Origin of the sequence: uncultured Apibacter sp. (assembly GCF_946479295.1) — a bacterium.
Taxonomy (GTDB): Bacteria; Bacteroidota; Bacteroidia; order Flavobacteriales; family Weeksellaceae; genus Apibacter.
On record NZ_CAMLFD010000004.1, the window covers coordinates 114428 to 138859 of the forward strand.

Annotated in this window: 28 protein-coding genes; 7 read left to right on the forward strand and 21 right to left on the reverse strand. The window is 30.6% G+C overall.

Features of this window, described 5'->3' with window-relative positions:
- From Q0T35_RS04815 to Q0T35_RS04885, 15 genes are all read right to left on the reverse strand, one after another.
- Positions 1-324 carry a LysR family transcriptional regulator gene (locus Q0T35_RS04815; protein WP_295810694.1) on the reverse strand — a complete coding sequence of 108 codons (324 nt, stop codon included), beginning with the start codon at positions 322-324 and terminating at the stop codon, positions 1-3.
- On the reverse strand, positions 312-1502 hold the full coding sequence (gene glp / locus Q0T35_RS04820) for a gephyrin-like molybdotransferase Glp (RefSeq protein ID WP_295841177.1): 1191 nt from the start codon (positions 1500-1502) through the stop codon (positions 312-314). The genes Q0T35_RS04815 and glp overlap by 13 nt, the downstream gene beginning before the upstream one ends.
- Before the next feature lie 39 nt (positions 1503-1541).
- Positions 1542-2525, reverse strand: a complete 984-nt coding sequence (moaA, locus tag Q0T35_RS04825) for a GTP 3',8-cyclase MoaA (RefSeq protein ID WP_293917255.1) — start codon at positions 2523-2525, stop codon at positions 1542-1544.
- Positions 2518-2790 (reverse strand): DUF6755 family protein, encoded by a 273-nt coding sequence (locus Q0T35_RS04830; RefSeq protein ID WP_293917257.1) that lies wholly within the window; start codon positions 2788-2790, stop codon positions 2518-2520. Before Q0T35_RS04830 ends, moaA begins: the two co-directional genes overlap by 8 nt.
- A gap of 5 nt (positions 2791-2795) precedes the next feature.
- Positions 2796-3302 carry a Rieske (2Fe-2S) protein gene (locus Q0T35_RS04835; protein ID WP_295810688.1) on the reverse strand — a complete coding sequence of 169 codons (507 nt, stop codon included), beginning with the start codon at positions 3300-3302 and terminating at the stop codon, positions 2796-2798.
- A gap of 14 nt (positions 3303-3316) precedes the next feature.
- Positions 3317-3886: a 4Fe-4S dicluster domain-containing protein gene (locus tag Q0T35_RS04840; protein ID WP_293917259.1), complete on the reverse strand. Its 570-nt coding sequence runs from the start codon at positions 3884-3886 to the stop codon at positions 3317-3319.
- A gap of 10 nt (positions 3887-3896) precedes the next feature.
- Complete coding sequence (locus Q0T35_RS04845) at positions 3897-6119, reverse strand: molybdopterin oxidoreductase family protein (protein WP_295841178.1); 2223 nt, start codon at positions 6117-6119, stop codon at positions 3897-3899.
- Positions 6120-6174: 55 nt separating this feature from the next.
- Complete coding sequence (locus Q0T35_RS04850) at positions 6175-7230, reverse strand: MFS transporter (RefSeq protein ID WP_295841179.1); 1056 nt, start codon at positions 7228-7230, stop codon at positions 6175-6177.
- A gap of 15 nt (positions 7231-7245) precedes the next feature.
- The gene (locus Q0T35_RS04855) at positions 7246-8601 is read right to left on the reverse strand and encodes an MFS transporter (RefSeq protein ID WP_295841180.1); all 1356 of its coding nucleotides are present in this window, start codon (positions 8599-8601) and stop codon (positions 7246-7248) included.
- A 38-nt stretch (positions 8602-8639) separates the two neighbouring features.
- Positions 8640-10115 carry a nitrate/nitrite transporter gene (locus tag Q0T35_RS04860; RefSeq protein ID WP_295841182.1) on the reverse strand — a complete coding sequence of 492 codons (1476 nt, stop codon included), beginning with the start codon at positions 10113-10115 and terminating at the stop codon, positions 8640-8642.
- A gap of 209 nt (positions 10116-10324) precedes the next feature.
- Positions 10325-10714 (reverse strand): Rrf2 family transcriptional regulator, encoded by a 390-nt coding sequence (locus Q0T35_RS04865; RefSeq protein ID WP_295841183.1) that lies wholly within the window; start codon positions 10712-10714, stop codon positions 10325-10327.
- A 477-nt stretch (positions 10715-11191) separates the two neighbouring features.
- Positions 11192-11599, reverse strand: coding sequence for a DUF6201 family protein (locus Q0T35_RS04870; protein ID WP_295841184.1), 408 nt, complete (start codon positions 11597-11599; stop codon positions 11192-11194).
- A gap of 42 nt (positions 11600-11641) precedes the next feature.
- Complete coding sequence (locus tag Q0T35_RS04875; protein ID WP_295841185.1) at positions 11642-12115, reverse strand: DUF6201 family protein; 474 nt, start codon at positions 12113-12115, stop codon at positions 11642-11644.
- A 64-nt stretch (positions 12116-12179) separates the two neighbouring features.
- Complete coding sequence (locus Q0T35_RS04880; protein WP_295841186.1) at positions 12180-12623, reverse strand: hypothetical protein; 444 nt, start codon at positions 12621-12623, stop codon at positions 12180-12182.
- A 206-nt stretch (positions 12624-12829) separates the two neighbouring features.
- Positions 12830-13771 (reverse strand): hypothetical protein, encoded by a 942-nt coding sequence (locus Q0T35_RS04885; protein WP_295841188.1) that lies wholly within the window; start codon positions 13769-13771, stop codon positions 12830-12832.
- Between the two features lie 558 nt (positions 13772-14329).
- Here Q0T35_RS04885 and Q0T35_RS04890 point away from each other — a divergent pair.
- The 3 genes from Q0T35_RS04890 to Q0T35_RS04900 are packed head-to-tail and all read left to right on the forward strand — an operon-like array spanning position 14330 to position 16731.
- The gene (locus tag Q0T35_RS04890; protein ID WP_295841190.1) at positions 14330-14770 is read left to right on the forward strand and encodes an Rrf2 family transcriptional regulator; all 441 of its coding nucleotides are present in this window, start codon (positions 14330-14332) and stop codon (positions 14768-14770) included.
- A gap of 16 nt (positions 14771-14786) precedes the next feature.
- Positions 14787-15497, forward strand: a complete 711-nt coding sequence (gene ric, locus Q0T35_RS04895) for an iron-sulfur cluster repair di-iron protein (RefSeq protein WP_293918880.1) — start codon at positions 14787-14789, stop codon at positions 15495-15497.
- A 7-nt stretch (positions 15498-15504) separates the two neighbouring features.
- Positions 15505-16731 (forward strand): hypothetical protein, encoded by a 1227-nt coding sequence (locus Q0T35_RS04900; RefSeq protein ID WP_295841191.1) that lies wholly within the window; start codon positions 15505-15507, stop codon positions 16729-16731.
- Positions 16732-16804: 73 nt separating this feature from the next.
- On the opposite strand, the gene Q0T35_RS04905 is transcribed toward Q0T35_RS04900, so the two are convergent.
- The 4 genes from Q0T35_RS04905 to Q0T35_RS04920 form a co-directional block, all read right to left on the reverse strand.
- Positions 16805-17215 (reverse strand): secondary thiamine-phosphate synthase enzyme YjbQ, encoded by a 411-nt coding sequence (locus Q0T35_RS04905; RefSeq protein ID WP_293918876.1) that lies wholly within the window; start codon positions 17213-17215, stop codon positions 16805-16807.
- 31 nt (positions 17216-17246) lie between these two features.
- Entirely contained in the window at positions 17247-17762 is a 516-nt protein-coding gene (gene idi / locus Q0T35_RS04910; protein ID WP_295810659.1) for an isopentenyl-diphosphate Delta-isomerase, read from the reverse strand.
- Between the two features lie 14 nt (positions 17763-17776).
- On the reverse strand, positions 17777-18742 hold the full coding sequence (locus tag Q0T35_RS04915; protein ID WP_295841192.1) for a PorP/SprF family type IX secretion system membrane protein: 966 nt from the start codon (positions 18740-18742) through the stop codon (positions 17777-17779).
- Positions 18743-18859: 117 nt separating this feature from the next.
- Positions 18860-19564: an alpha/beta hydrolase gene (locus tag Q0T35_RS04920; RefSeq protein WP_295841193.1), complete on the reverse strand. Its 705-nt coding sequence runs from the start codon at positions 19562-19564 to the stop codon at positions 18860-18862.
- Positions 19565-19682: 118 nt separating this feature from the next.
- On the opposite strand from Q0T35_RS04920, the gene Q0T35_RS04925 reads away from it, so the two are divergent.
- Complete coding sequence (locus Q0T35_RS04925) at positions 19683-20897, forward strand: methyltransferase domain-containing protein (RefSeq protein ID WP_295810654.1); 1215 nt, start codon at positions 19683-19685, stop codon at positions 20895-20897.
- A 3-nt stretch (positions 20898-20900) separates the two neighbouring features.
- Here the strand turns inward: Q0T35_RS04925 and coaE are convergent, their stop codons facing one another.
- Both coaE and Q0T35_RS04935 read right to left on the reverse strand, forming a co-directional pair.
- On the reverse strand, positions 20901-21488 hold the full coding sequence (gene coaE / locus Q0T35_RS04930; RefSeq protein WP_295841194.1) for a dephospho-CoA kinase: 588 nt from the start codon (positions 21486-21488) through the stop codon (positions 20901-20903).
- Positions 21489-21504: 16 nt separating this feature from the next.
- A complete protein-coding gene (locus tag Q0T35_RS04935) occupies positions 21505-22131 on the reverse strand; it encodes a hemolysin III family protein (RefSeq protein ID WP_293918870.1) in 627 nt (208 codons plus the stop codon).
- A gap of 152 nt (positions 22132-22283) precedes the next feature.
- On the opposite strand from Q0T35_RS04935, the gene hemG reads away from it, so the two are divergent.
- From hemG to Q0T35_RS04950, 3 genes are all read left to right on the forward strand, one after another.
- Positions 22284-22823, forward strand: coding sequence for a menaquinone-dependent protoporphyrinogen IX dehydrogenase (hemG, locus tag Q0T35_RS04940; RefSeq protein WP_295841196.1), 540 nt, complete (start codon positions 22284-22286; stop codon positions 22821-22823).
- A 65-nt stretch (positions 22824-22888) separates the two neighbouring features.
- Entirely contained in the window at positions 22889-23764 is an 876-nt protein-coding gene (locus tag Q0T35_RS04945; RefSeq protein WP_293918868.1) for a carbon-nitrogen hydrolase, read from the forward strand.
- 25 nt (positions 23765-23789) lie between these two features.
- Positions 23790-24431 (forward strand): DUF4271 domain-containing protein, encoded by a 642-nt coding sequence (locus tag Q0T35_RS04950; protein WP_293918867.1) that lies wholly within the window; start codon positions 23790-23792, stop codon positions 24429-24431.
- The last annotated feature ends 1 nt before the right edge of the window (position 24432 follow it).

A 24432-nucleotide genomic window follows, 5' to 3' on the forward strand; every position in this document is an offset into this window, starting at 1 on the left:
TTATATTTTATTTTTTTTAAATAAAATAAATTGATCGTTAATTTTTTTGTATTCTTCAACTATTTTTTTTCCTTCAATTGTTAAAAATGCACCGCCTCCATTTTTACCTCCTAAATTTTTTACAACCAAAGGAGAATTTGAAAATACATTCATCTCTTCAACCATACCCCAAGCTTTTCTATAAGGGATGCCTATTTCTCTAGCTGCTGCTGCTATAGAACCCGTTTCATCAATATAATTCAGAAGTTTGGCTCTTCCTTTTCCAATTTTTAAACCGTTGATTGTTTCCAACCAAATATATCCTTCAATTTTTATATCCGCCATACCTTTACTTTTTCGCCTTTAGCAACTGTTCTTTCATCGCCGGTTATTTCCACAATACAATTAGCGGTGCTGAAAGAGTTCATTTTATAGGATTCTTGAGAAGATAAAACAGTTACGATTCCGTTTTCCAAATATCCTTTTAGAAAATTTGTAAGTTTATTCTTTTTATCGTACTCCTTGGATAAACTAGCTTCTTCATAGTCTTTAAATATATTTTTTTCACCTTTCAATCCTTTTATAAAAGGATTAACATATTGATAAAAACAAGTTAAGACCGAAGCGGGATTACCAGGTAAAGCAAATACGTAATGATTATTTCTCTTTCCAAAATATAAAGGTTTCCCAGGTTTCTGCTGTAATTTGTAAAAAAGTTGAGTTATCTCAACTTTTTCTAAGCTATCTTTTACAAAATCATAATCTCCTACTGAAATACCTCCTGTCAATAATAATATATCTACCTCAGCAAGTCTTTTTTTTATTTCGCAAAAGGTTTCATCTTGATCATCTGAAATCTTTACTATAAATTGAGTTTCAATACCAAGTTCTTTCAATGCAGAACGCAAGGTAAGTGAATTACTTTCATATATTTGACCTTTTTTTAGAGGATTACCAGCAGGAATTAATTCATTTCCGGTAACAATAATACCTACTTTAGGAGGTAAAAACACAGTGATCTTTTCAATTCCAAATCCGGCTAACATTCCAATGCTTGCAGGTGTAATCCGTGTATTTTCAGCTATAAGGATATCACCTATTTTTGCTTGAGAACCTTGCAAACGTATATTGTCACCCTTACTATAATTTCCTTCTTGAAAATGTAAAATGTTATTTTCTACGTTTACTTTCTCTTGCATAACCACCATATCGGCTCCAGCAGGTATCATGGCTCCCGTAAATATGCGAGCTGCTTCTCCGCTTTCTAAAATAGGCAATTCAGTTTGTCCTGCTTGAATTGTATAGATAACTTTTATTTCTTTATCATCCTCAATATCTTGATAACTCAATGCATAGCCATCCATTGCTGAATTAGTAAAATTTGGCACATCTATTGGGGCATATACCCTTTTAGCCGAATAATCATGTAATGCATCCTCTATTCTTTTTTCTATAAAGGGTCTCCCATTTATTTCTTTTAAAATAATTGTTCTTGATTCATCAACCGTTATAAAATTACTCATTTTTCAATAGGTTTTTTTTCGCATACCGAAAAGAAAAAATTATCCTCCAATTTTGATCATACTTCTATTCTCAAGATAATCAGGATTTAATTTCATAAAATTATCAAATTGTCCTCCCATCTTTTTATGCTTGTTTTTCAAAAAGGAATGTATAATAGGTTCTATATCTCCTTTCTTTCTTAGGATTCCTAAAATATCAAATTCATCTTTTCCAAAAAGGCAATTCTTCATTTTTCCATCCGCAGTAATTCTCATTCTGTTACACCCCTGGCAAAAAGGTTGACTCATAGTTGTTATAAAAGCAAAAGTTCCTTCGTATCCTTCAACTTTGAACTTTTTAGTAGTATCGTTATTATTATCTTTTATTTTCTGATAGGAAAATTGAGAATCTATAATCGTTAACATATCTTTCATAGTTATAACCTTACTTTTTTTCCATTGGTTTCCATTAAAAGGCATAAATTCAATAAATCGAACTTGTATAGGAAAGTTTTTTGTTAACGAAATAAAGTCGTTGATTTCATCTTCATTTATTCCTTTCATTATTACAATATTTAATTTAATATGAAAACCTTGGTTTACATAAAGTAAAATATTATCCCATACCTGATTAAATGCATTACGTTTAGTTAAAAATTTAAATTTTTCTTCTCGTAAGCTGTCAATACTAATGTTTATCGTGTTTAAATTTATCTCCTTTAAAAGAGTAACATATTTATGTAATAACACGCCATTAGTAGTTAAATTTAATTCTACAGGTAAGTTAGACAATTTCTTGATTATATCAGCAAAATCATGTCTTACCAGAGGCTCTCCTCCAGTAAGACGAATTTTATTTACTTGATATTTAGTGAAAGTTTCGGCTATTGTGAAAATTTCTTGCGGACTCATGAGATGATTGTAAGGCATACATTGCATTTTTTCATTAGGCATGCAATAAATACAACGAAAATTACAACTATCCGTTAAAGAAATTCTTAAATAATTATGAATTCTGTTATAATTATCAACTAACTTATTCATATTTGTTATTAGGATCTATTACTTTGTTAGTCCGTGGTTCCGGCAAATATCTTAATAAAAATACAGCAGAAAAAAACAGAAAAACCGAACCTCCAAATGTTGCCCAAGCAAAAGCTTCATTATCATCTAAAGCATTATTTAAGGCTCCGTACATCATCCATACTTGTAAAGTTAATATTAATATTAATACTACTATAATAGCAGACATTAAGGTATTGATTTTATTATTGTTAGCCGAATTCTGAACTTCTTTAAAATTATTCATGATTTTTAAGCATTTTCTTTATCTGTTACGTATACCTTTCCATCACGTATTACCACGGAAAGTTGAGGTAAGGGTCTCGGTGGCGGACCTTGTAAAACTTTACCTGTCTCAGGGTCGAAAAAACCTTTATGACAAGGGCAAACTATCTTATTCTGATCATGATCATACAATACGGCACAAGATAAATGGGTGCATTTTTGTTCAAAACATCTCCATTTATCTTCTCCTAAATGAATGAGTATGTATGGTACTTTATGATTATCGTTAATCACAAAGGCTTTCATTTTTCCTATCGGAACATCTATAGAATCACAAACGAAGTATTCTTCATTGAGCTTTTTTTTAGGAAACAGTAATGATTTGGCAGCTATAGCACCGTTACCTATAGCTAATCCTCCGGATAACAGACATAAAAATTTTGCAAACTCTCTCCTTGAAACATGAGTTGCTTCATCTTGTTTTATTGGAAAATCTGTTTTCCATACTGGTTTCTCTTTATCTTTTTTTGACATTTTTTCTTCAATTATTAGTGAACTTTTAATTCGGTACTTCCTTTTGGCATCATAATGTTTACCTTGGTAACCACTTCTTGCTTACCAAATATAAATTTGTTTACCGGCGTACTATTAGGACGTTTTTCTTCAATTTCTTCTAATGTTCCATAAAATAAAGCTCCACTAGGACAAACAGTGGCACACATTGGCTTTAATCCTGCACTTGTTCTGTCATAGCACATATTGCATTTCATCATTAGCTCAGCTTCTTCCATTTTTTTAGGAACTCCGAAAGGACAAGCCATCACGCAATTAGAACAACCGATACAGCGGGAAGTATTAGCGGAATGTACAACACCAAATACATCTTTGGTAATGGCATCAGCCGGACAAACATTGGCACATACGGGGTCATCACAATGCATGCAAACTTGAACGGTAGTTTGTATCGTATGTTTACGATCAACGTAATGGATATTAATCATACTATCCTGCCCATTAGTTTCGCATTCTGCACACGCCATTTCACAAGCATGACATCCGATGCATCTTTGCATGTCTACAAAAAAGCCTACATTTTTATTATATTCTGTACTGATCATATTCTCTTTTTTAGTCAATTGAACTTTGATATGCTTTAGATTCTTCCTCTATCGTTTCTTTTTTACCTGTATTAATTAATTTGCATGCACAAACTTTAAATTCAGGCATTTTAGATACAGGATCTAAAGTTGATATGGTTAATTGATTTGCCGAATGTTTCCCTCCCCAATGATAAGGTATAAATACGGTATCTTCTCTTATAGTTTCCACCACATTAGCAGGTATTAACATTTCTCCTCTTCGAGTTACTACGCGAATTAAGTCATGATCTTGTATTCCGTATTTTAGGGCTAGCTTAGGATGTATTTCCAATAAAGGTTCAGGATATTGGTCTACCAACTTCCCTATTCTCCTTGTTTGTGTCCCGCTCAAATATTGAGAGACCACACGTCCTGTAGTTAAAATAATCGGATACTCTTCATCGATCATTTCTGAAGATTGTCGATATGGAGCAGGATTAAAATGTGCTTTACCATCTGGAGTTTTGAATTTATAATCTTCCCAAAGCCTTGGAGTTCCCGGATGATCTAATTCAGGACAAGGCCAAAATACTCCCATTTCTTTTTCAATCCTATCGTAAGTTATCCCGTAATAATCTGCCCTACTGTTTCTAGATGCTTTTCTTAATTCATTGAAAATTTCTTCACTATTTTTATAAGGGAAATAAGATTCAACTCCTAGTCTTCTTGCTAATTCCAAAATAATGCTAGTATCTGTTCTGGCATCTCCTGGAGGCGTTACAGCCTGACGTACCCTTACTACACGTCCTTCTGCTGTAGTAACGGTACCCTCCTCTTCTTCTTGTAACGATCCAGCTAATACCATATCAGCATGGCGTGCAGTTTCATTTAAGAAAAAGTCTATAGCAACATAAAATTCTAGTTTTTCTAAAGCAGATCGTACATAATTATTATTAGGTAAAGAAACCAATGGATTAAAACAAATGGAAATTAATCCTTTAATTTCTCCTCTATGAATAGCTTCTATAATTTCCCATGAACTATATCCTTTACGAGGAAGGTCTTTTTCATTTATTCCCCATATTTCAGAAACGATTTTTCTGTCTTCAGGATTTTCTATATCTCTATTTCCAGGAAGCTGATCGCATTTGTGTCCGTGCTCTCTACCTCCTTGTCCATTTCCTTGTCCTGTAATAGTTCCATAGCCACAATAAGGTTTTCCTATTCTTCCGGTTGCTAATACCAAATTAATACATCCAACCACATTGTCAACTCCTTTGGTATGTTGTTCAATTCCACGAGCGTGCAGTAAGAAACTGGTATTCGCTTTCCCCCACATTTCAGCAGCTTTACGTATTTTATCTGCAGAGACACCGGTAACTTCTTCTGCCCATTCTACTGTATGGTCTTGAATAGAAGCAAGAGTTTCATCTAAACCTGAAGTATGTTTTTCAATAAATTCATGATCTACCCAATCATTATCAAATAAAATTTTAAGTATTGCTCCGTATAAAGCCGAATCCGTTCCGGGGCGTAAATCTAGGTGTAAGTCTGCAGTTCTTGCAAACGGAGTAACCCTCGGATCCACTACTATTAGTTTGGCACCGTTATCTCTGGCTTCCCAAAGACGATAAGTTAATGTCGGAAACGTTTCACTAACATTAGCTCCCGCAACCATGATAACTTCAGCATGTTTTAAGTCCGCCCAACTATTGGAGGCCCTATCCATGCCAAATGCTTTTTTATTTCCAGCACCTGCACTAACCATACAAAGTCTTCCATTGTAATCCAAATTAGCAGTTTTTAAAGCTACACGGGCAAATTTACCGATCATATAACTTTTTTCATTTGTTAATGAAACTCCCGAAAGCATTGCAAATGCATTATTTCCATACTCTCCTTGGATTCTTTTTATTTCTGTTATAATTTTATCAAATGCATCATCCCAACCGATAGGTTTGAATCCTTCTCCTTCTATTCTTTGCAAAGGATGCGTCAATCTATCGGGATGATTATCTTGTAAATATCGCTGAACTCCTTTAGGACATAGTCTCCCTTCATTAAATGGAAATTCTTTCCAAGGCTCAAATCCAACAACTTTATTGTCTTTAACCTTAAGCTGAATACCACATTGCATCCCGCAAAAACAACAATGAGTTTTTACAAGCTTGTCAGGATCCGATGTTCCTTTAAAACCATCTTTTGGTACATAATTTTTATGAGGACCAAATTGCTCAATAATTTTTTCTGTACCTACAGGTAATTTAGCCATATAATTAATTTTATTTTATGCTTATAAATGATTTATAAAAATTTTTTGTTAATTTTTATCCAAAGTAACTTCCGGATTCTTTTCTTGCCTTCAAATGTGCCAAAGCAAGAGCAGATCTTTTTCCTTCGGGACTGTAATCTAAGTGGCTGGTTCCATCTTCTAATGTGAAGTCAAATCCAAGTTCTTTAGTTATCGTTTTAAGATCGTTCACATGCATTTTGGTGGCAAATTCTTCTTTTGTATGAGGACAAACAGCCATTCCTTGTTTAATACCTTCCGTTTTATAGATATTTGCACCCAATTGTGCCGGACGCTGGAAAATGTGAAAGAATTTCCCAAAAGGCATCCAAACTAAAAATAGTATTACTGTTACTGCATGAGAAACAGACATAAATTGATTAGTTTTTCCATCTAAATATGTATAATCGAAAACAATTCCGATTCCTGTTAATGAAATTGCTATAAGCAATAATAACGGTAACCAATCTCCATCAAATGTTTGGGTGGCAATTAACCCACCGTTAGTCAATCTTCTTTTCATCATCATCATACAGCCGATAATGACTAAAATAGAACACCATACTAAAGCATGGAAGATAATAAATGCCAGTATAGAACCTAATTGAAAATCCATTACTTTAAACCCGAACATATGAGCTTCATAGGTGGACATAGAACCTGATTCCAAGGTAAAATGTATCCAACCGAAAGTAAGTGGAAAGGTTATACAAAAAGCTATTAAACATCCTGTAGCTAACAAGAAGTGTCCTATCCAACGTGTTCTCCCTCTAGGATATATAAATTTCTGAAATAGAATATTTTGACAAAATAATTTAAGCCCTCTTATTGTATAAGCAATAAAATGCTTACTAAATAAAAATTGCCAAGAACGTTTCCAATACATTTTAGTAGGAGGACGTTGTAACCAAATTGAATAACGGTAAGTCACTCCAAATACGCAAAAAACCGATCCAAATAAGTAGGCAATTAATGCCGCATCAAAATTTTGTAGATTACGCGAACCTATAAATACTAACGCAATAATAAGCAAAGTAGCAGTAATTGCTTTAATTAATGCTTTTTTATTAAGCGTACTGAATGATTTAAACATAATTATTATGATTTTTTAACTTGGTCTTTCAGCTCCTTTTCTTTGATAATAATACCAATTAATAACTGTAGCTAACAATGAGAAAATTAAAATTCCCCAGAAAAAGGTATTTACACTTTTTAAACCTGATGCTTTAGATGATTCTAATTCAGCTCCGATTATCATTGAAAAAATAAATGGTCCGTAAGCTGCTATAGCTGCTGTCCAACCAATAACTCCTGCGGAATGAACCGGATTATCTTTGAATATGATAGGATATTGTCTGAAAGTTCCGGCATTTCCCATACCTGAAAAAAAGAATATGGTCAACATCATTGCTAAAAAATACGGGAATTGATCTACAGAAGTAGGCGCTACCAACCCCATAGCAATCATAATCCCGATACATCCTGCAAATCCTAACCCGGTTATGGTTGTTAACACCGAACCACCTACTCTGTCCGCAACAAATCCAAACACAACTCTACTAGCTGAACCTATTAATGGTCCATAAAATGCATATTTTAGCGGATCAGGAGCTCCGGGAAAATCACCGTATAATGATTTAATCATCAATGGAAATGCTGCGGCAAGACCTGAGAATGTACCAAATGTCATAAAATAAGTTATGGTACAAAACCAAGTATGTTTTATTTTAAAAATCCCTAATTGCTCTTTAAATGAAGATTTTAAAGGAATGCTTCGTAAGCCGAACCAACAAACTAAAGTCATTATAATTAGTATTGGCGCATAGATTAATGCGGTACTTTGTAAATAAATAGGTTTAGTTGTTACTTCGTGAGTTAATGGATTGGTAGTTTTTAAAATTTCAGGAGCTCCTACAATTGCAACTCCTAATAAAGCCGGAGTTAAAAATTGTACTATACTTACACCAAAGTTACCAATACCTGCTTGTACCCCTAATGCCGTACCTTTTAAACGGGCAGGAAAAAACATATTTGTTGAGGGCATAAAAGAAGAGAAGTCACCACCTCCAAAACCCATAGTAAATGCTAAAACAGCAAAAACCCAAAATGGAGTTTCAGGATTCATTACTGCCAAAGCAATACCTACCACCGGTATTAATTTTATCAAAGTAGAGAATGTTACAGTATGTCTAGTTCCATAAATTGGAATTAAGAAGGTATGTACAATACGTAACGTTCCGGCAGCCAATCCAGGTAAAGAAGCCAACCAGAATAGCTCTTTTTCTGTAAAGTTAAATCCTATACCCGGCAATTTTGTTACAATACCACTCATTAGATACCACACTATAAATGATAATGTTAATGAAATAGTGGTTATAGTTAAAGTTCTCCAAGCTATTTTCTTTCCTGTAGATTCCCAAAAATTATGATCTTCAGGCTTCCATTCTTTTAGCCATGTACCCATCATTTGTATTTATTTTAAGTTATAATTTTTTATATCTATTATTTATTTTCTATATCATTATAAATTTCAGGCATCTTTTCTCGAGTCATTTTTAATATCACTCTATGCATACAAATCAAACAGATTAATGATATAATAAATATTAATATCCAAGAACTGGTCCATAATCCAGTATAATTAAGAAAATATCCAAAAATGATCGGTCCGATAAAACCGCCTAATCCCCCAATAAGGCCTACCATTCCACCTACCACTCCCACTTCATTGGGGAAGTATTCAGGTATATGTTTGTAAACTGCTGCTTTTCCTATTCCCCAAGAAATTCCTATACATATAACCAATACCAGATAGACCCACATATTTGCGTCGAATTTTATTTCGGTAATACCTTTAGCTAATAAACCTTTTTTATTTACTTGTTGATTTTCTTTTACTACGATTTCCTGCCAAGTCTCTTTAGTGGGAAATATATTTTTCTTCTTATCCCCCTTTTCGTCTTTTTGTTTAATAGCATATTCTTTATTATCAACGGTAACACTATTAGCGGTTACTTTTGTAACAATTCCATTTTTATTAGCTGAAACTCCTTGTCCATCTGTATAGATTTCCATCTTTGGAAACATTAATAAGAAACTTAAAGCTACTGATGATCCTAAGACCCAATACATTACTTTTCTCGCTCCAAATTTATCTGAAAGATATCCGCCAAATGCTCGTATTACTCCGGAAGGAAGACTAAAATAGGAAGCGAACATTCCGGCAACCACTAAAGAGGTTCCATATACATTCATAAAGTTCGGTACCAACCATTGAGAATAGGCTACAAAGAAGCCGAATACCAATAAGTAATATAATCCAAATCTCCAAACTCTTCCTTTTTTCAAAGGAGAAAGCATTTGACTCATATTTTTTGAATTTCCCGCAGGTTTTTTATTTTTAGCAAACAATAAGAATAAAATCCCTATAACTACAAGTACGGTTCCGTAAGTTATAGGAAGCATTTTCCATCCGTTGTCAGGATCATTTTTAGAAAAGTAATTTAGTAAGCTTGGGGCAAAAAAAGTAGTTAAGGCTGCTCCTGCATTTCCCATACCAAAAATACCCAACGCTCTTCCTTGCCATTCTTTAGGATACCATACCGAAGTATATCCAACCCCAATAGCAAAACTAGTTCCTACAAATCCAAATAAAAAACTTAATAAAGCGAAAACCACGAATGATTTTGCCATCGGTAATAAAAATAGAGGTATTGAACAGAATAAAAGTAAACCTGCAAAAACGTATTTTCCACCAAATTTATCGGTCATTATTCCTACCGGAAGTCGTAATAAAGAACCCGTTAAAACAGGAATTCCTAATAGCCAACCGGTTTCAACAACTGTAAAGTCAAATATACCTTTATCTACTAAATATGTAACTAATACCCCATTGAGAGTCCAACAGGCAAAACATACGGTAAAGGCTAGAGTATTCAAAAACAGAATCTTGTGAGATTGAAGTAATTTAGTGCTCATTTAATAAAGTAGTTTTAATAATAGTTTATAATTTATTCTCTTAGATTAGAATCTTATACCTTTATCTACTAAATATGTAACTAATACCCCATTGAGAGTCCAACAGGCAAAACATACGGTAAAGGCTAGAGTATTCAAAAACAGAATCTTGTGAGATTGAAGTAATTTAGTGCTCATTTAATAAAGTAGTTTTAATAATAGTTTATAATTTATTCTTTTAGATTAGAATCTAAAACATATTTTTTAAAATCATCTTTAATTTTATAAAATTTATGATGTAAAGGACATGGATTTTCTGAAGAACAATTTTTTAAACCTAAAATACATCGATTAATTGATTTTTCTCCGTCAACCGCAATCACTATGTCCGAAATTTTTATATCTCCTAAATCTCTACTTAAAGTAAAGCCACCATTTTTCCCCTTCATTGAAAACAATAAATCTGCTTTAACTAATTGTTGTAAAATTTTTGCTGTAAATGGACCCGGAGTTTCTAATGCTTTACTAATTTCTTTAACTTGACGTAAACTATCTTTAGTGCTATTTGCACTTAGATAAATCATAATTTTAATTGCGTATTCACTTGTTTTTGAAAACATTATTTCAACTGCAGAATTTAACCATAGCTTTAGCAGTACAAATATACAAAATTTAACTTAATAAAAAGACTTTTACATCTTATTATCTTTAATATTTATAAGGATTATAAATAAATGAGTTATTTTCAATTTGTTAACTTAACAAAGAATATTCATTTATTATTTTTTTTAGATATATAATTTTTTACATTTATATTTAAAATATAAATACATATTTTGCTTAAAATTTAATTTTAATTAAAAATATATTCATTTTTTATCATATATAAATATCGAGTATTATTACTAATAAAATTAATTAGAATAGTATTTAGCTATATCTTATAAGAATTGATACTTATATATCCTCTATATCAGTTAAACCAGATTTTTATATTTATTGCCCTGCATTTAAGAAATTTCTTAAGCTAGAATTAGTTTTTTATAAATGAGACGAAGATAAATAATCATCTAAGAATTTTCCTAACCCAGTTTAAATTACTTGATTTGCACTACTTTATGATTACGTATGGTTTCTGAAAAATCGTGTCCATCTATACCATGATTTGTAAAAAATAGAAAACAATTACTCGTTTTATTAGGAAAACTCATCCTATCATAAAATGCTTCTTCGCTAATATATTCAAAATAAGAGCATCTCCATAGTTCTTCTCCCTTTTTATTGTATAAAACGACGAAGTATTTATTACCGCCTAATATTTGCATAATTGAAATTGGTGAAGTGGGCAGATGTTTGTATATATTGGCATAGTACTCACCATCTTCACTTTTTATGGTTGTATAAAGATTAAAATTTCCGTAAAAACTGGATGACGAAAACAGACACAGCCAATAGAAAAAAGCAAATAAACCTATTATTTTTATCCATTTTATACTTTTTTTCATAATCAGTCGCCCCATACTTTTATTATAGACTGGTTTCCATCTTTAATGCTGATTATGCTCTATATCACCGTATACTTCCTTGATTTTATTTTTTATATCAGCGTCACTCCAGTCCTCTTCTGAATATCTTAATAATTTACTGTCTTTAGTAGGAATAAACAAAGGATTTACATTATCGTATAGATAAGCATAATGGGGTGAATGCCATATTTTCTTACCTTGTTTGTTATATAAAACATAAAAATATCGATGCCCCTCTATCAATTCATTAACCGCCAACGGGGTTGTTGGCAGATGCTGATACATATTTATGTAATACTCACCATCCTCTCCGTGTTTTGTACTGGACAGATTAAAATCACCATAAAAGCTGGAGGAAGAGAAAAACCACCACCATATCACCATAATAATTAGCACTAATATAATTTTTATAATTTGCACTAATATAATAATTATTATAAATACAGCATTTTTGCGTAGTATATTTTCAAAAGATATATGGATATTATGTTTCATTTAATTCCCTATGGTTTTGTTTAATTTTATAAATGATATTTGTTAACTTATCCTTTCTTGATTTTCATTTAGATCTTTTCTTTTCCAGAGCTAAAGCTTCGGTTATTAAGTTCGCTGCCTTTACTAAATCATCAGAAGTTCTATAAAGCAGAGATAGATTTAATAATTTCTGTAGATACACATTCTCAGGATTAAAATTCATAACTTTGTAGTCGTCACTAAAACCATCCATATCTAAACCATACCATACCTTGGTTCCATAAATAGGTCCAGATGTTAAACAGTTTAGCTGTTCCTTATGCGATATTAAATAGTTCTTTAGAAATTCAGCAGCTTTTATAACATCTTTTTTAGTTGGATAAAGTCTATGATTTTTAAGCCATGATTGTTCAAAATCTTTACCTTGCCACTTAAATAGTGAATAAATTAGGTTTTCTCTAACATATAAATAATAATATTCTTGACCTAACTTAGGAGCCTTTTCTAGATAATTAACTTGCCCACTCATTTCAAATTCCTTTTTATTTATTTAGTAACATTTAAATATAATTGGTCACTATTTTTTCTGCTTCTAATGACAGATGGCTTAATAGTTGTTTTACTGTTATATCTTTATGATATCCCAATACAATCGCATTGACTATTTCATTTGTAATTAAGAAAAAAAACATAAAGAATATAACTAATAAAAATATTAATAAAATATCGTTATCTTCATTTTCCTACCCATCTTAAATATTGTGACCAGCACGGGTCAAATTCGCACTCAATTTTAGCTGATAGGGTTTTATACTGATCTGCCGCACGTTGTGCTAATGCAATAGCTGATTGTTTATCTTGCACATGCCATAACATGGTTCTTACGCCTTGATAAAAGGTATTTTGACAATGAATGCCCTGTTTATTAATTTGTAGAGCTGGATTAATAGTGTCTTCTAGTTCATAAACAAGAGATAAAATTTCCTTACTATCCACATCAGCTGTTACATTCAAAGCATAGCAATAATTGAAATCACCTACCAATACATCGGCTGTCTCATTTCTTTGTACAAGTTTTTTACTGTCAGGATCATTTTCATAACTGATTTCAAATACACTCCATCTATCCTCATTATCAGAAAGAGGAAAAATACCTGTATGCTTTAATTTATCTTGCCATAAATGATCAAATATCTTTACAAATTCATTAAGAGGTACTGCGTTTTCCTCATTGGGAGTTTCTAAAAAGTTAACACTTCCAATTTTAATAGAAAAATCATATTCTCCTAATACATGATCAAGCAAGGTGAATGCAGTCGATTGGGCGATTTGCTTCATCTCTTCAGGAATAGTTTTACCAAATGCAATTTTCAAAGAGATTTTACGATATTCTTCATTATGAGAAATCAATAAATCAGTTGGTTTCAATGAAAAAGAATCATCATCATGAGCTATAGAGATAGAGAATGTATCCAGATTTTTAACCCGTGTTCTAAATGCTTCTATTTCAAAAAAATTAAGATCTGGTGCATGTTTAACGATTCGCATCACTAGTTCAAACTGCTCAATACGGCCTTGAGCCGAAAAAATTATTTTATGATTTTTTTTATCTCCTGGTGTAAGCTCTGCAATAACATCTAATTGATTATCTACTAAAAGATTATTGAGATTCTCCATGATGGAGATTAGTTCTAGTGTATTAAATGTCTGTTCAGATGCTTTTACCTGTGTCCAGAATGTTTGAATAGAAAGAAATATTTTATCTGAATCAATTGATTTATCTTGTACAGATTGAATTTCAGACTTTGATTTTTTTTTCCAAAATTTTTTAAAAAACATAATTTTAATTTTTTATTCACAATTCTTTGAAAACATTATTTCAAATGCAGTATTTAAACATAGTTTTAGGATTGCAAGTATACTAATTTTATCTTCATAAAAGGATTTTTACATCTTTATTATCTTTAATATTTATAAATTCTATAAATAAATGATTTATTTTCAATTTGTTAACTTAACAAAGAATATTTTTTCATTATCTTTTTTAAGATATATAATTTTTTTACATTTATTTTTAAAATATAAATACATATTTTGCTTATAATTTAATTTTATTTAAAAATATATTCATTTTTTATCGCAGATAAATATTGAGTATTATTAATGATTAATAAAAGACAATTTTGTCCTTTATTAAAAATTTTATATCTTTGAAAATTATTAATTGTTTAAAAATTGTTTTCAAAAAGCTGTGAATACGCTATTAGAGCTACTGTTTTTATTGGCTCACAATCATTTTCGGGTAATAAACCCAGATTGAAAGATATTTCCAGAGAAATAAATTCTCCGGAGGCTTTTACTGCTAAAATTTTACAAACTTTAGTAAAGCATAGTATAATTACCTCTCACAAGGGGCCAAACGGTGGATTTAGTATATCTCTTGATCTATTACCTAAGATTAAAATTTATGATATTGTGCTTGCTGTGGATGGCGATTCGATCTTTAAAGGCTGTGCATTAGGATTACCCAAATGCTCGGAAAATCATCCTTGTCCAGCCCATCATAAATTTAAAGCTGTACGTAAACAGTTACAGAAAACACTTGAAGAAATTAGTATTGAAACTATGATTACGGATGTTATTTCCGGTTCAACTTTTTTAAAAATCTTAAATTAATTAAATCATGAAAAATATGTTAGATGCAACCATAGGAGAAATTGTAGCAGAAAATTTCAGAACTGCTTCTGTTTTTTCAAAATTTGGTATTGATTTCTGCTGTAAAGGTGATAGAACTATACAGCAGGCCTGTGAAAAAAAATCAGTTGACATGCAAGAATTAATCACTAAACTTACAGAAGCCATTGCAGAAAAGGATGAAAATATCGATTTCAAATCATGGCCTCTGGATTTATTGGCTGACTATATTGAAAAAGTTTATCATCGATATATTCGAGAAAAGAGCCCTTCACTATTGAAATTCTTAGATAAAGTACAAAAAGTTCATGGCGACAGACATCCTGAATTAATAGAAGTTTATAGTTTATTCTCTGAATCGGTTATCGAATTGGAAGCTCATCTACAAAAGGAGGAAAAAATTTTATTCCCTTTTATTAGAATTATGAATGAAGCTAAAATTAATAATCTTCCGTATGAGACACCTCATTTTGGAACAGTTGAAAATCCTATTACTATGATGAAGCATGAACATGACGTGGAAGGAGAAAGATTTCATAAAATAGCGGAATTAACACAAAATTATACACCTCCTGCGGAAGCTTGTAATACTTATCGAGTCTCTTTTGCTATGTTAGATGAATTTGAGCAAAATCTTCATAAGCATATTCATTTAGAAAATAATATTTTATTTCCACAGGCTATTGTAATGGAATCTACTATGAAATAATTTGCAAATGGTTAAAAAATGGTTTTTTGTTAGTTTTTTAAATTTATTTATTGCAGGAATTCTTGGTTTTATACTGAGAATTCTTCAATATTATTCCATAAATTTTCCTTATAGTAATTTTCTACATACCCATTCTCATATAGCAATGCTAGGCTGGTTGTATCAAATATTTTATATTTTGATCTATCTTTATTTCATCCCTAAAAGTAAAAAAAATCAATCGTTATATTCAACACTTTTTTGGATTACTCAACTATCTATTGTCGGTATGTTTGTGAGTTTTCCTTTCCAAGGATATGGCTTATACTCTATTTTATTTTCAACTTTACATATTTTATGCTCCTATTATTTTTGCTATTTGACTTTTAAAAATTTACGCCAAAAAGACATAAGTACTCTTTTTATAAAAACCGCATTAGCTTGTATGCTCTTTTCTACATTTGGAATTTGGGGACTTGGCATAACAATGGGAACTTTAGGTAAAAGTTCTATTTTATATTCCATTTGCATTCAATTTTTTTTACATTTTCAAATTAATGGATGGTTTTTATTAGGATGTTTTGCTTTAATTCTGAAAGTATTGGATATAAATTATTCTTTAATTTATTCAAAGATTACCTATATATTTTATATTTTAGTTTTATTGGGAATTATTTTTTCTTTTGGATTACCTCTTAGTTGGTTTATTCATTCCCAATATATTTATTTTTCTTATTGCTTTAGTATTATATGTAATATCGCTTTTTTATTTTTGTTCTTAAGATTTATTCATCCTTATCTTCTTGCCCTCATACAATCAAAATCGCTATCATTACAACTTTTATATAGCTTTTTTTTCTTATCTCTCTTACTAAAAGTTATAATCCAATTATTCCTTTTCAACCCTGAAATAGCGCAATATTCTTACGAAATAAAAAATCTACGTATTGGTTTTATTCATTTGGAGACATTAGGCATTTATACTTGTCTTAGCTTTATATTACTTATGCTTCACAATAATTGGATAGATAGTAAAAGCAAGCTCATTAAAATGGGTACCTTATTTTTTTTAGGTTTTTATTTTATATCAGAAGTGTTATTATTCTTACAAGGCTCTTTTATTTATCTTGGTAAGAAAATTATACCTAATTATTTTTTTGTTTTATCTTGGAGTAGTTTGTTATTCCCTTTAGGCATATTATTTTATTTGGTTTATATAATTATCTTTCAAAAACCATCCAAAAATAATTCTTAATAGTTCGAAAATAATTTTAATAAAAACATAAATTGAATGTTTAATAAAGCATTAATTATTTAGCACAAAAGTTTTAACTTAAAATGGTAGCAACTATTTTTCTATTACCTCCTCTATTTCTAAATTCACATAAGTAAATGCCCTGCCAAGTTCCTAAATTTAGTTTCCCATTAGTAATGGGTATTGATAAACTTGATCCCGCAAGTATAGATTTTGCATGAGAAGGCATATCATCTATCCCTTCATAAGTATGTGTATAATAAGGTTCTCCTTCTTTAACTAGCTGATTAAAAATATTTTCTAAATCCACTCTAACTTCACGATCTGCGTTTTCATTTATCGCTAAGCCTGCAGAAGTATGTTTTATAAAAAGATTGAGTATACCTGTATGTGGTAAAGAAGGGAGCTTTTTAGTTATTTCATCAGTTATTATATGAAAGCCTCTATTTCGTTCTTCAAGAAAAAATTCAATTTGAGATACCAATTCTGTTCAGTTTTTTAGAATGTATTATAAATTAATATTCAATATATTTTTCATAATTTTCAAAAATGATCTTAAACCATTCTGTATAATTATCTGGATGTAGCTTTATATCCTTTTTTAAATCAATAAGATTTATCCATTTCACTGATTCAATTTCAAGAGGATTTATGTGTATTTCTCCTTCATATTGCCCTGTAAAAACATAATCATACTCATGCTCAATCATACCATCTCCTACCTCAGCCTTATATATAAAGTCAAATTTTTTTTGTAATTCGCAATTAAATCCCAATTCTTCCTTTAACCGTCGGTGTGCTCCTTCTAAATAGCTCTCTCCCACTCGAGGATGGCTACAACATGTATTGGTCCATTTTAAGGCTGAATGATATTTTATTTTTGCTCTTTGTTGTATAAGAAGCTCTTTTTTATTATTAAAAATAAAAATTGAAAATGCTCGATGTAATACTCCTTTTAGATGTGCTTCTTGTTTCTCCATCTCTCCCTGTACTTCATCATTCTCATTTACTAATATTACGTGTTCAACCATCTTTAAAAATTCTTCTATCTGTAACGGAATCCTTGCGGATTTATAAAATTTTCTATCCTATAACCTATTCCTACCAATAAACCATCTCCTCCTTTCTTAAATATATCTGTGATACCGAAGTTATACCCGAAGGTAAAATTCAACCTGCCTAGATCTGCTTGTACAAATGGTGTCAATGATAGACCTCCACTTACTTGCGAATCTTTTGCTGTTCTATAGCTTACTCCAAAAGCAAATGCATTAAATTCATTTTTATACTTTGCTTTTAAATTTATATCCATCATTCTTTCCGAATTCGTATTTAAACTCATCATAAATGAAGGCTCTATAAAAAATGAATCTACTAATTCCCAATCATAGCCTAAGTTCAGATAGTACCATGATGGTGAAGGTTCGATGGAGTTTACCACCGGTTTGTTTTTACCTAATGGGATGTCTTGAACGGATACTCCTGCAAAAAAACCTTCATAGGCTACAGACATTCCTAAATTCAAGTAGGGCAAAAATACAGACTTATCACCATATAAAAGTGGATCGTTTTCATCTTCAGGTCTCAATTTCGAATATTCAAATGATTGAGAAAAAAAACTGAAAGATGCTCCGAATGAAAATTGATTTTCTTCTCGATTTTCGTCATCCGCTAAAGGAATATGATAAGCTCCCGATATATTGGCACCTGTTAATGTTATGGGACCGTTTTCATCTCTGAAAAAGTAAGCTCCTAATCCTACCCTGTCAAAAGCATTAAAATGAGTGCTAATGGTTTGCGTATTCGGACTTTCATTAAAATTGCTAAACTGCTGATGATAGGTTGACTTTAACACAATATCATCCGTAGATCCCGTATAGGAAGGGTTTATCAATACCTTATCCGACAATAGATATTGTTGGTCAAACGGAATACTTTGCTGCCCATACAATTTTTCATAAGTTATAATAATAAAAAATATAAAAAATAAAAATAATCGAAATGATCTCATCTAGTAATTATTAATTTAGAATCTAAATGCGCAAATATTTATTGTACAAACTTAATAAAAAAAGAAATATTTTAAGTATTGTTAACATTTTTATTTTTTTTCATTAATCATTATCAATTAATGATCTAAAATTATTTTTTTTAATGCATTATTCACTTTTTTGGATGATTCTAATACTAAAAGATGTGAAGCATCTTCTATTATTTCAAGAGATTTGTTTACCTTATTAGAATAAGATTCATGAATTTTCTTAAATGGAAAAATAATATCTTTTGTGCCATGTATCTGATAAATTCCTACTAATTCTTGCTCAGGTTGCCAATTAATAATTTGATCTATAGACCATCTAAAATATTCAGAATCCAATTGAACCATTAGTTCGTCAAGCTTAAACTGATTTCTTTTTTGCCTTTTTGATGGTAATATACTGAAATATAGCGACCTTATAAAGGCATAAGAAACTATTTTTTTATTGGTGAAAAATTTAATAGGAAACCACTTCGCAAATTTTATTTTTTTTAAAATCTTAAACAATCGAGGAATTTGGGTTACATCTTTCATACTTGCAATAAGAATGGTTTTTTCAGGATTTAAAAATTTATTCATTTCCTGAACTATTACACCTCCAAAGGAATAACCAACTAAAATAAATGGTTCTGATTGATCTATACATTCCGCCATTTTAGAGGAATAGCTAATTAAAGAATCATTTTTTTCGGGTAAATGCCATTCTATATTAATTTTTTCATATCCCTCGGGTAGTTCAATAAATTTAAAACATCTGGATTTTGCTCCTAATCCCGGAATGAAATACACCTTCATTGTTATAATTGTTAAAAATTTTGTAATTATTTTATTTTCACAAAAATAGGCTTAATTATTTTCACAGTAATTTGAATATTATAATTAACCTATATATTTGCAAATATTTTTCATTTCCATGAATTCAAAGATAAAGTTACACAGAAATTTAATTATAGGATTACACAATGCCTTACATGAAAGTTTTTTCGAGCCTAATAAATATGCTGATAAGGTTCTGGAAAGAACTTTAAAATTTAATAAGAAATGGGGTAGTAAAGACCGTGGCTTTGTTTCCGAATCATTTTATGAAATCATTCGATGGAAAAACCAATTGGAATTTTTTGCCAATCGAAAACTTTCTCCTGAGTCTATTAATTTAATTATAGCCACTTATTTGCTATACAATAAAATGGGGCTCGAACCTTTTCCGGAATTTGAAAAAGTATATGTTAAAAAAATAAAAGATCGATTTAAACTACCTTTTCCTTCACCTTCAATAAAATATTCTATTCCAGAGTGGATGCAAACTGTATTAGAGAATGAATTGGGTGAACAATGGAGTCGAGAAATAAATGCTTTAAATGTTCCTGCCCAAACTGTTATTAGAACCAACTCTCTTAAAATTACTGCTGAAAATTTGATAGAGGTTTTGAGGGAAGAAAATGTTTATGTAGATTATATTAAAGGGTATAAAGATGCTCTTATTATGGAAGATAAGAAAAATATCTTTAAAACTCAAGCATTTAAAGACGGATTATTTGAAATTCAAGATGCTTCATCACAAAGAGTAGGAGAATTTTTAGAGGTAAAACCCGGAATGCGAGTGATTGATTCTTGCGCGGGTGCTGGTGGTAAAACCTTACATCTTGCAGCTTTGATGGAAAATAAAGGACATATCATCGCTATGGATATACATGAATGGAAACTTCAAACGCTTAAACAAAGAGCTAGAAGAAATGGAGCTCATAACATCCAGACTAAAATTATCGAGGATTCAAAAACATTAAAAAGACTTGAAAATAGTGCCGATAGAGTTTTAATTGATGCTCCTTGTTCTGGATTAGGTGTCTTAAGAAGGAATCCTGATGCAAAATGGAAATTAAATGAAGAATTTATTGGGCGAGTAAAAGAAGAACAAAGACAAATATTGCAAAATCATTCAAATTTGGTTAAGAAAGATGGGATCTTAGTTTATGCTACATGTTCTATTTTACCTTCTGAAAACTCTTTGCAAGTAGAGAATTTTTTGAAAGAAAATTCAAATTATGAGTTAATTGAAGAAAAAAAATTAATGCCTTCGGTATGTAATTTTGATGGATTTTATATGGCAAAACTTCTACGTATCAAGTAACTTTTAACATTTGTCTTTTAGGATGCTTATTATTTTCATGACCTGACTCTGCAAGTTTTTAAAATCAAAATCATTTACTATATGGAAATTGGATAACTTAACAACTTTTTCTTGAGCCCATTGATGTTGAAGCCTTTTTTTTACTTCTTCTATTGAAAGATGGTCTCTTGAAATTATTCTCGGTATACGAATTGAATCGGGAGCAATAACTGCTACAGTATAATCGCAATCTTTATATGATCCACTTTCGAATAAAATGGCAGCCTCTTTAACACAAAATGCTGCATCTTGTTTAGTTTTCCATAACTGAAAGTCTTTCTGTAATGCAGAATGCACTAATAAATTCTGTTTTTTTAAAAGATTTTCATCAGAAAATATCACTTTGGCTATATATTTTCTATTTAAATTTTCTCCTTCATAAGATTCCTCACCTAATAAAGAAATTATATTCTTTTTGAGATCAGTATTTTCTACCATGAGCTCTTTTGCTCTTGTATCAGAATTAAATACCGGAAATCCATTGCTTTCGAATATAGCAGCTACAGTAGACTTCCCTACTCCCATTCCTCCTGTTAACCCAACAATTTTCATTAAAATTTTATATAATTTAAATAATACTATATACCACTACATAATGAGAAACACTTCCACCTAAAACAAATAAATGCCAAATAAAATGAGCATAAGGCATTTTATCTTTTATATAAAAAATGGTTCCAACGGTATATAAAATTCCTCCTAAAATTAAAAACAATAAAGCTTGATTATTCATTAAATGAACTACATTTTTTATATCGAAAATCAATAACCATCCCATGACCAAATATAGAAGCAGAGATAATTTATCAACTTTTCCTGTCAAAAATATTTTCATAAAAATCCCTAAAGCAGCTATGGACCAAACAATTGAAAAAATTGTCCATCCTGAACTTTTTTCTAATGTAATTAAACATATAGGTGTATACGTTCCGGCTATTAATAAGAAAATGCTCATATGATCAAATATTCTTGCCTTTTTTTTAAGATTTTCGTTAATGAAAAAATGATAAATGGTGGAAGAAGCATATAAGACTATTAGAGATATTCCAAATATCCAAATGCTTAATGTACTATAATAGGTTAAATTTCTGTCTTTAATTAATAAAAATATTAGGCCGATAATACCCAACACCACACCCAAACCATGAGATATTGTATTAAGCATTTCTTGTTTATCTCTAACTGCATAACTCATTTTCCTTAACTTTTTTAACAAATTTAATAAATATATTTATCTGAAGTTTTTTTTTATCATTTTTAACATTTTTAACGGAAAATAAACTCATTTTAATTAAAATAATAGAATTTTTATGACTAATTTTGTATACACTAAAAATTCACAATACCATGTCATCAAAAGAGAAAAGAATTTTAATCATATATTCTTCTACAGATGGACATACAATTAAGATTTCCAAGTATATTTCAAAAATTTTAACGGCTACCGTTGACCATGTATCTATAAAAGATCCTATTCCCTCATTAAAAAAATATGACGGCATTATCATAGGCGCCAGTATTCGCTATGGATTCCATAGAGCCAAAGTAAAAAAATATATTAACAAACATTATAAGGATCTGAACGGTATACCTAACGCTTTTTTCTCCGTAAGTTTGATAGCTAGAAATAAAGAAAGAAGAAACGTAGATAATAATCCGTATGCTAAAAAGTTTTTAGATAAAATTAAATGGAAACCTAAAAATATTGCTCTTTTCGGTGGAATGCTAAACTATCCAGCATACTCTTTTTTCGATAGGCTAATGATTCAGCTAATTATGACAATCACTAAAGGTCCTACTGACTCTAAAACAGTAATTGAATATACAGATTGGAACCAGGTAAAGAACTTTGCGACAGAATTCAATTCACAAATTGCTTTCGATTGAAGGCTATAATTTATAAAATATAACTTATTTTTGTAATTGAAAACCTTGAAATTATTTTTTAAGTAATGGCTAAAATAAAAATCGGATTAGTACAATCCAGTTGTTCCAATAACATTGATAATAATATAGAGAGAGCAATTGAAGGAATTAGAAAAGCTGCCTCTGAAGGTGCTCAGATTGTTTGTTTACAAGAATTATTTACCTCATTATATTTTTGTGATGTTGAAAATTACGACAATTTTAAAATTGCAGAAACAATTCCTGGGCCAACCACGGATAAATTATCTAAAATAGCTGCAGAATTGCAAGTAGTCATTGTCGCTTCACTTTTTGAAAAAAGAGCAAAAGGATTATACCATAATACAACTGCAATACTCGATGCCGATGGTACTTATTTAGGCAAATACCGCAAAATGCATATCCCTGATGATCCGGCCTATTATGAAAAATTTTATTTTACTCCGGGTGATTTAGGATATAAGGTTTTTCAAACCAAATATGCAAAGATAGGAGTATTGATCTGCTGGGATCAATGGTATCCTGAAGCTTCTCGAATAACAGCTTTGTTGGGCTCTGAAATATTGTTTTATCCTACAGCCATCGGATGGGCATCTACTCAGGACGAAGAAACTAACATTGAGCAATACAATGCTTGGCAAACCATACAAAGGAGCCATGCTATTGCTAATGGAGTACACACAGTAAGTGTAAATCGTGTAGGATATGAACAAAACGGAGCAATGAAATTCTGGGGAGGTTCTTTTGTTTCGAATCCTTTCGGAACTATTTTAAAACAAGCCTCACATGAAAATGAGGAAGTAATGGTAGTAGAAATTGAAACTGAAAAATCTGACAGTTACAGAATACATTGGCCTTTCTTAAGAGATCGCCGCATAGACTCATATTCCCCTATTACTAAACGTTTTATTGATGAAGATTAAGTATATTGAGTAAATCATCATAATTTTGGAAATAACAAAAATACCTCTAGGAGACAATCTAGTTAATTTCATTCTGTTAGGATCATTATTATTACTGATTATTTCGCGGTTTTTATTAATTCCTAAAGATGAGCCTATTTTCCGCTTTAGATCAATTCCTACAGAAAATGAAAATTTTACTCTGTATGTTGCGATATGCAGTTTTGTTTATACGGTCATATTATCGTTGACACTTCTTCCCTTCTTTACTATCGTAATCCCCTTCTATAATACGGAAGCATTAAGATTTATTTCTTTATTTATTATCTTAACTATTTATCAGGTATCCTCTTATACTTTAGGTAACGGATTTCTATTAATATTAGGAAAAAATAAGGAATATCAAAATAATTATAATAATCGCTTCATTTTTTTATTTATTAAATTATTTATAGTAATATTACTTTGCTTTACAATATATTATACAAATATACCCTCTCATTTTACACCTTTTATTGTATTAGGCACGATATCATTTTTACTCATTATAGAATGGATTTGGCTAATGTTTTTCATTAAAAATCAAATAAAACTTCCTGGTTATTATGAATTTTTGTACCTTTGCATTTTCGAAATCTTACCGGCACTATATGTATTAAAATTAGTGTTCTTAGGAGATAAATTATAAT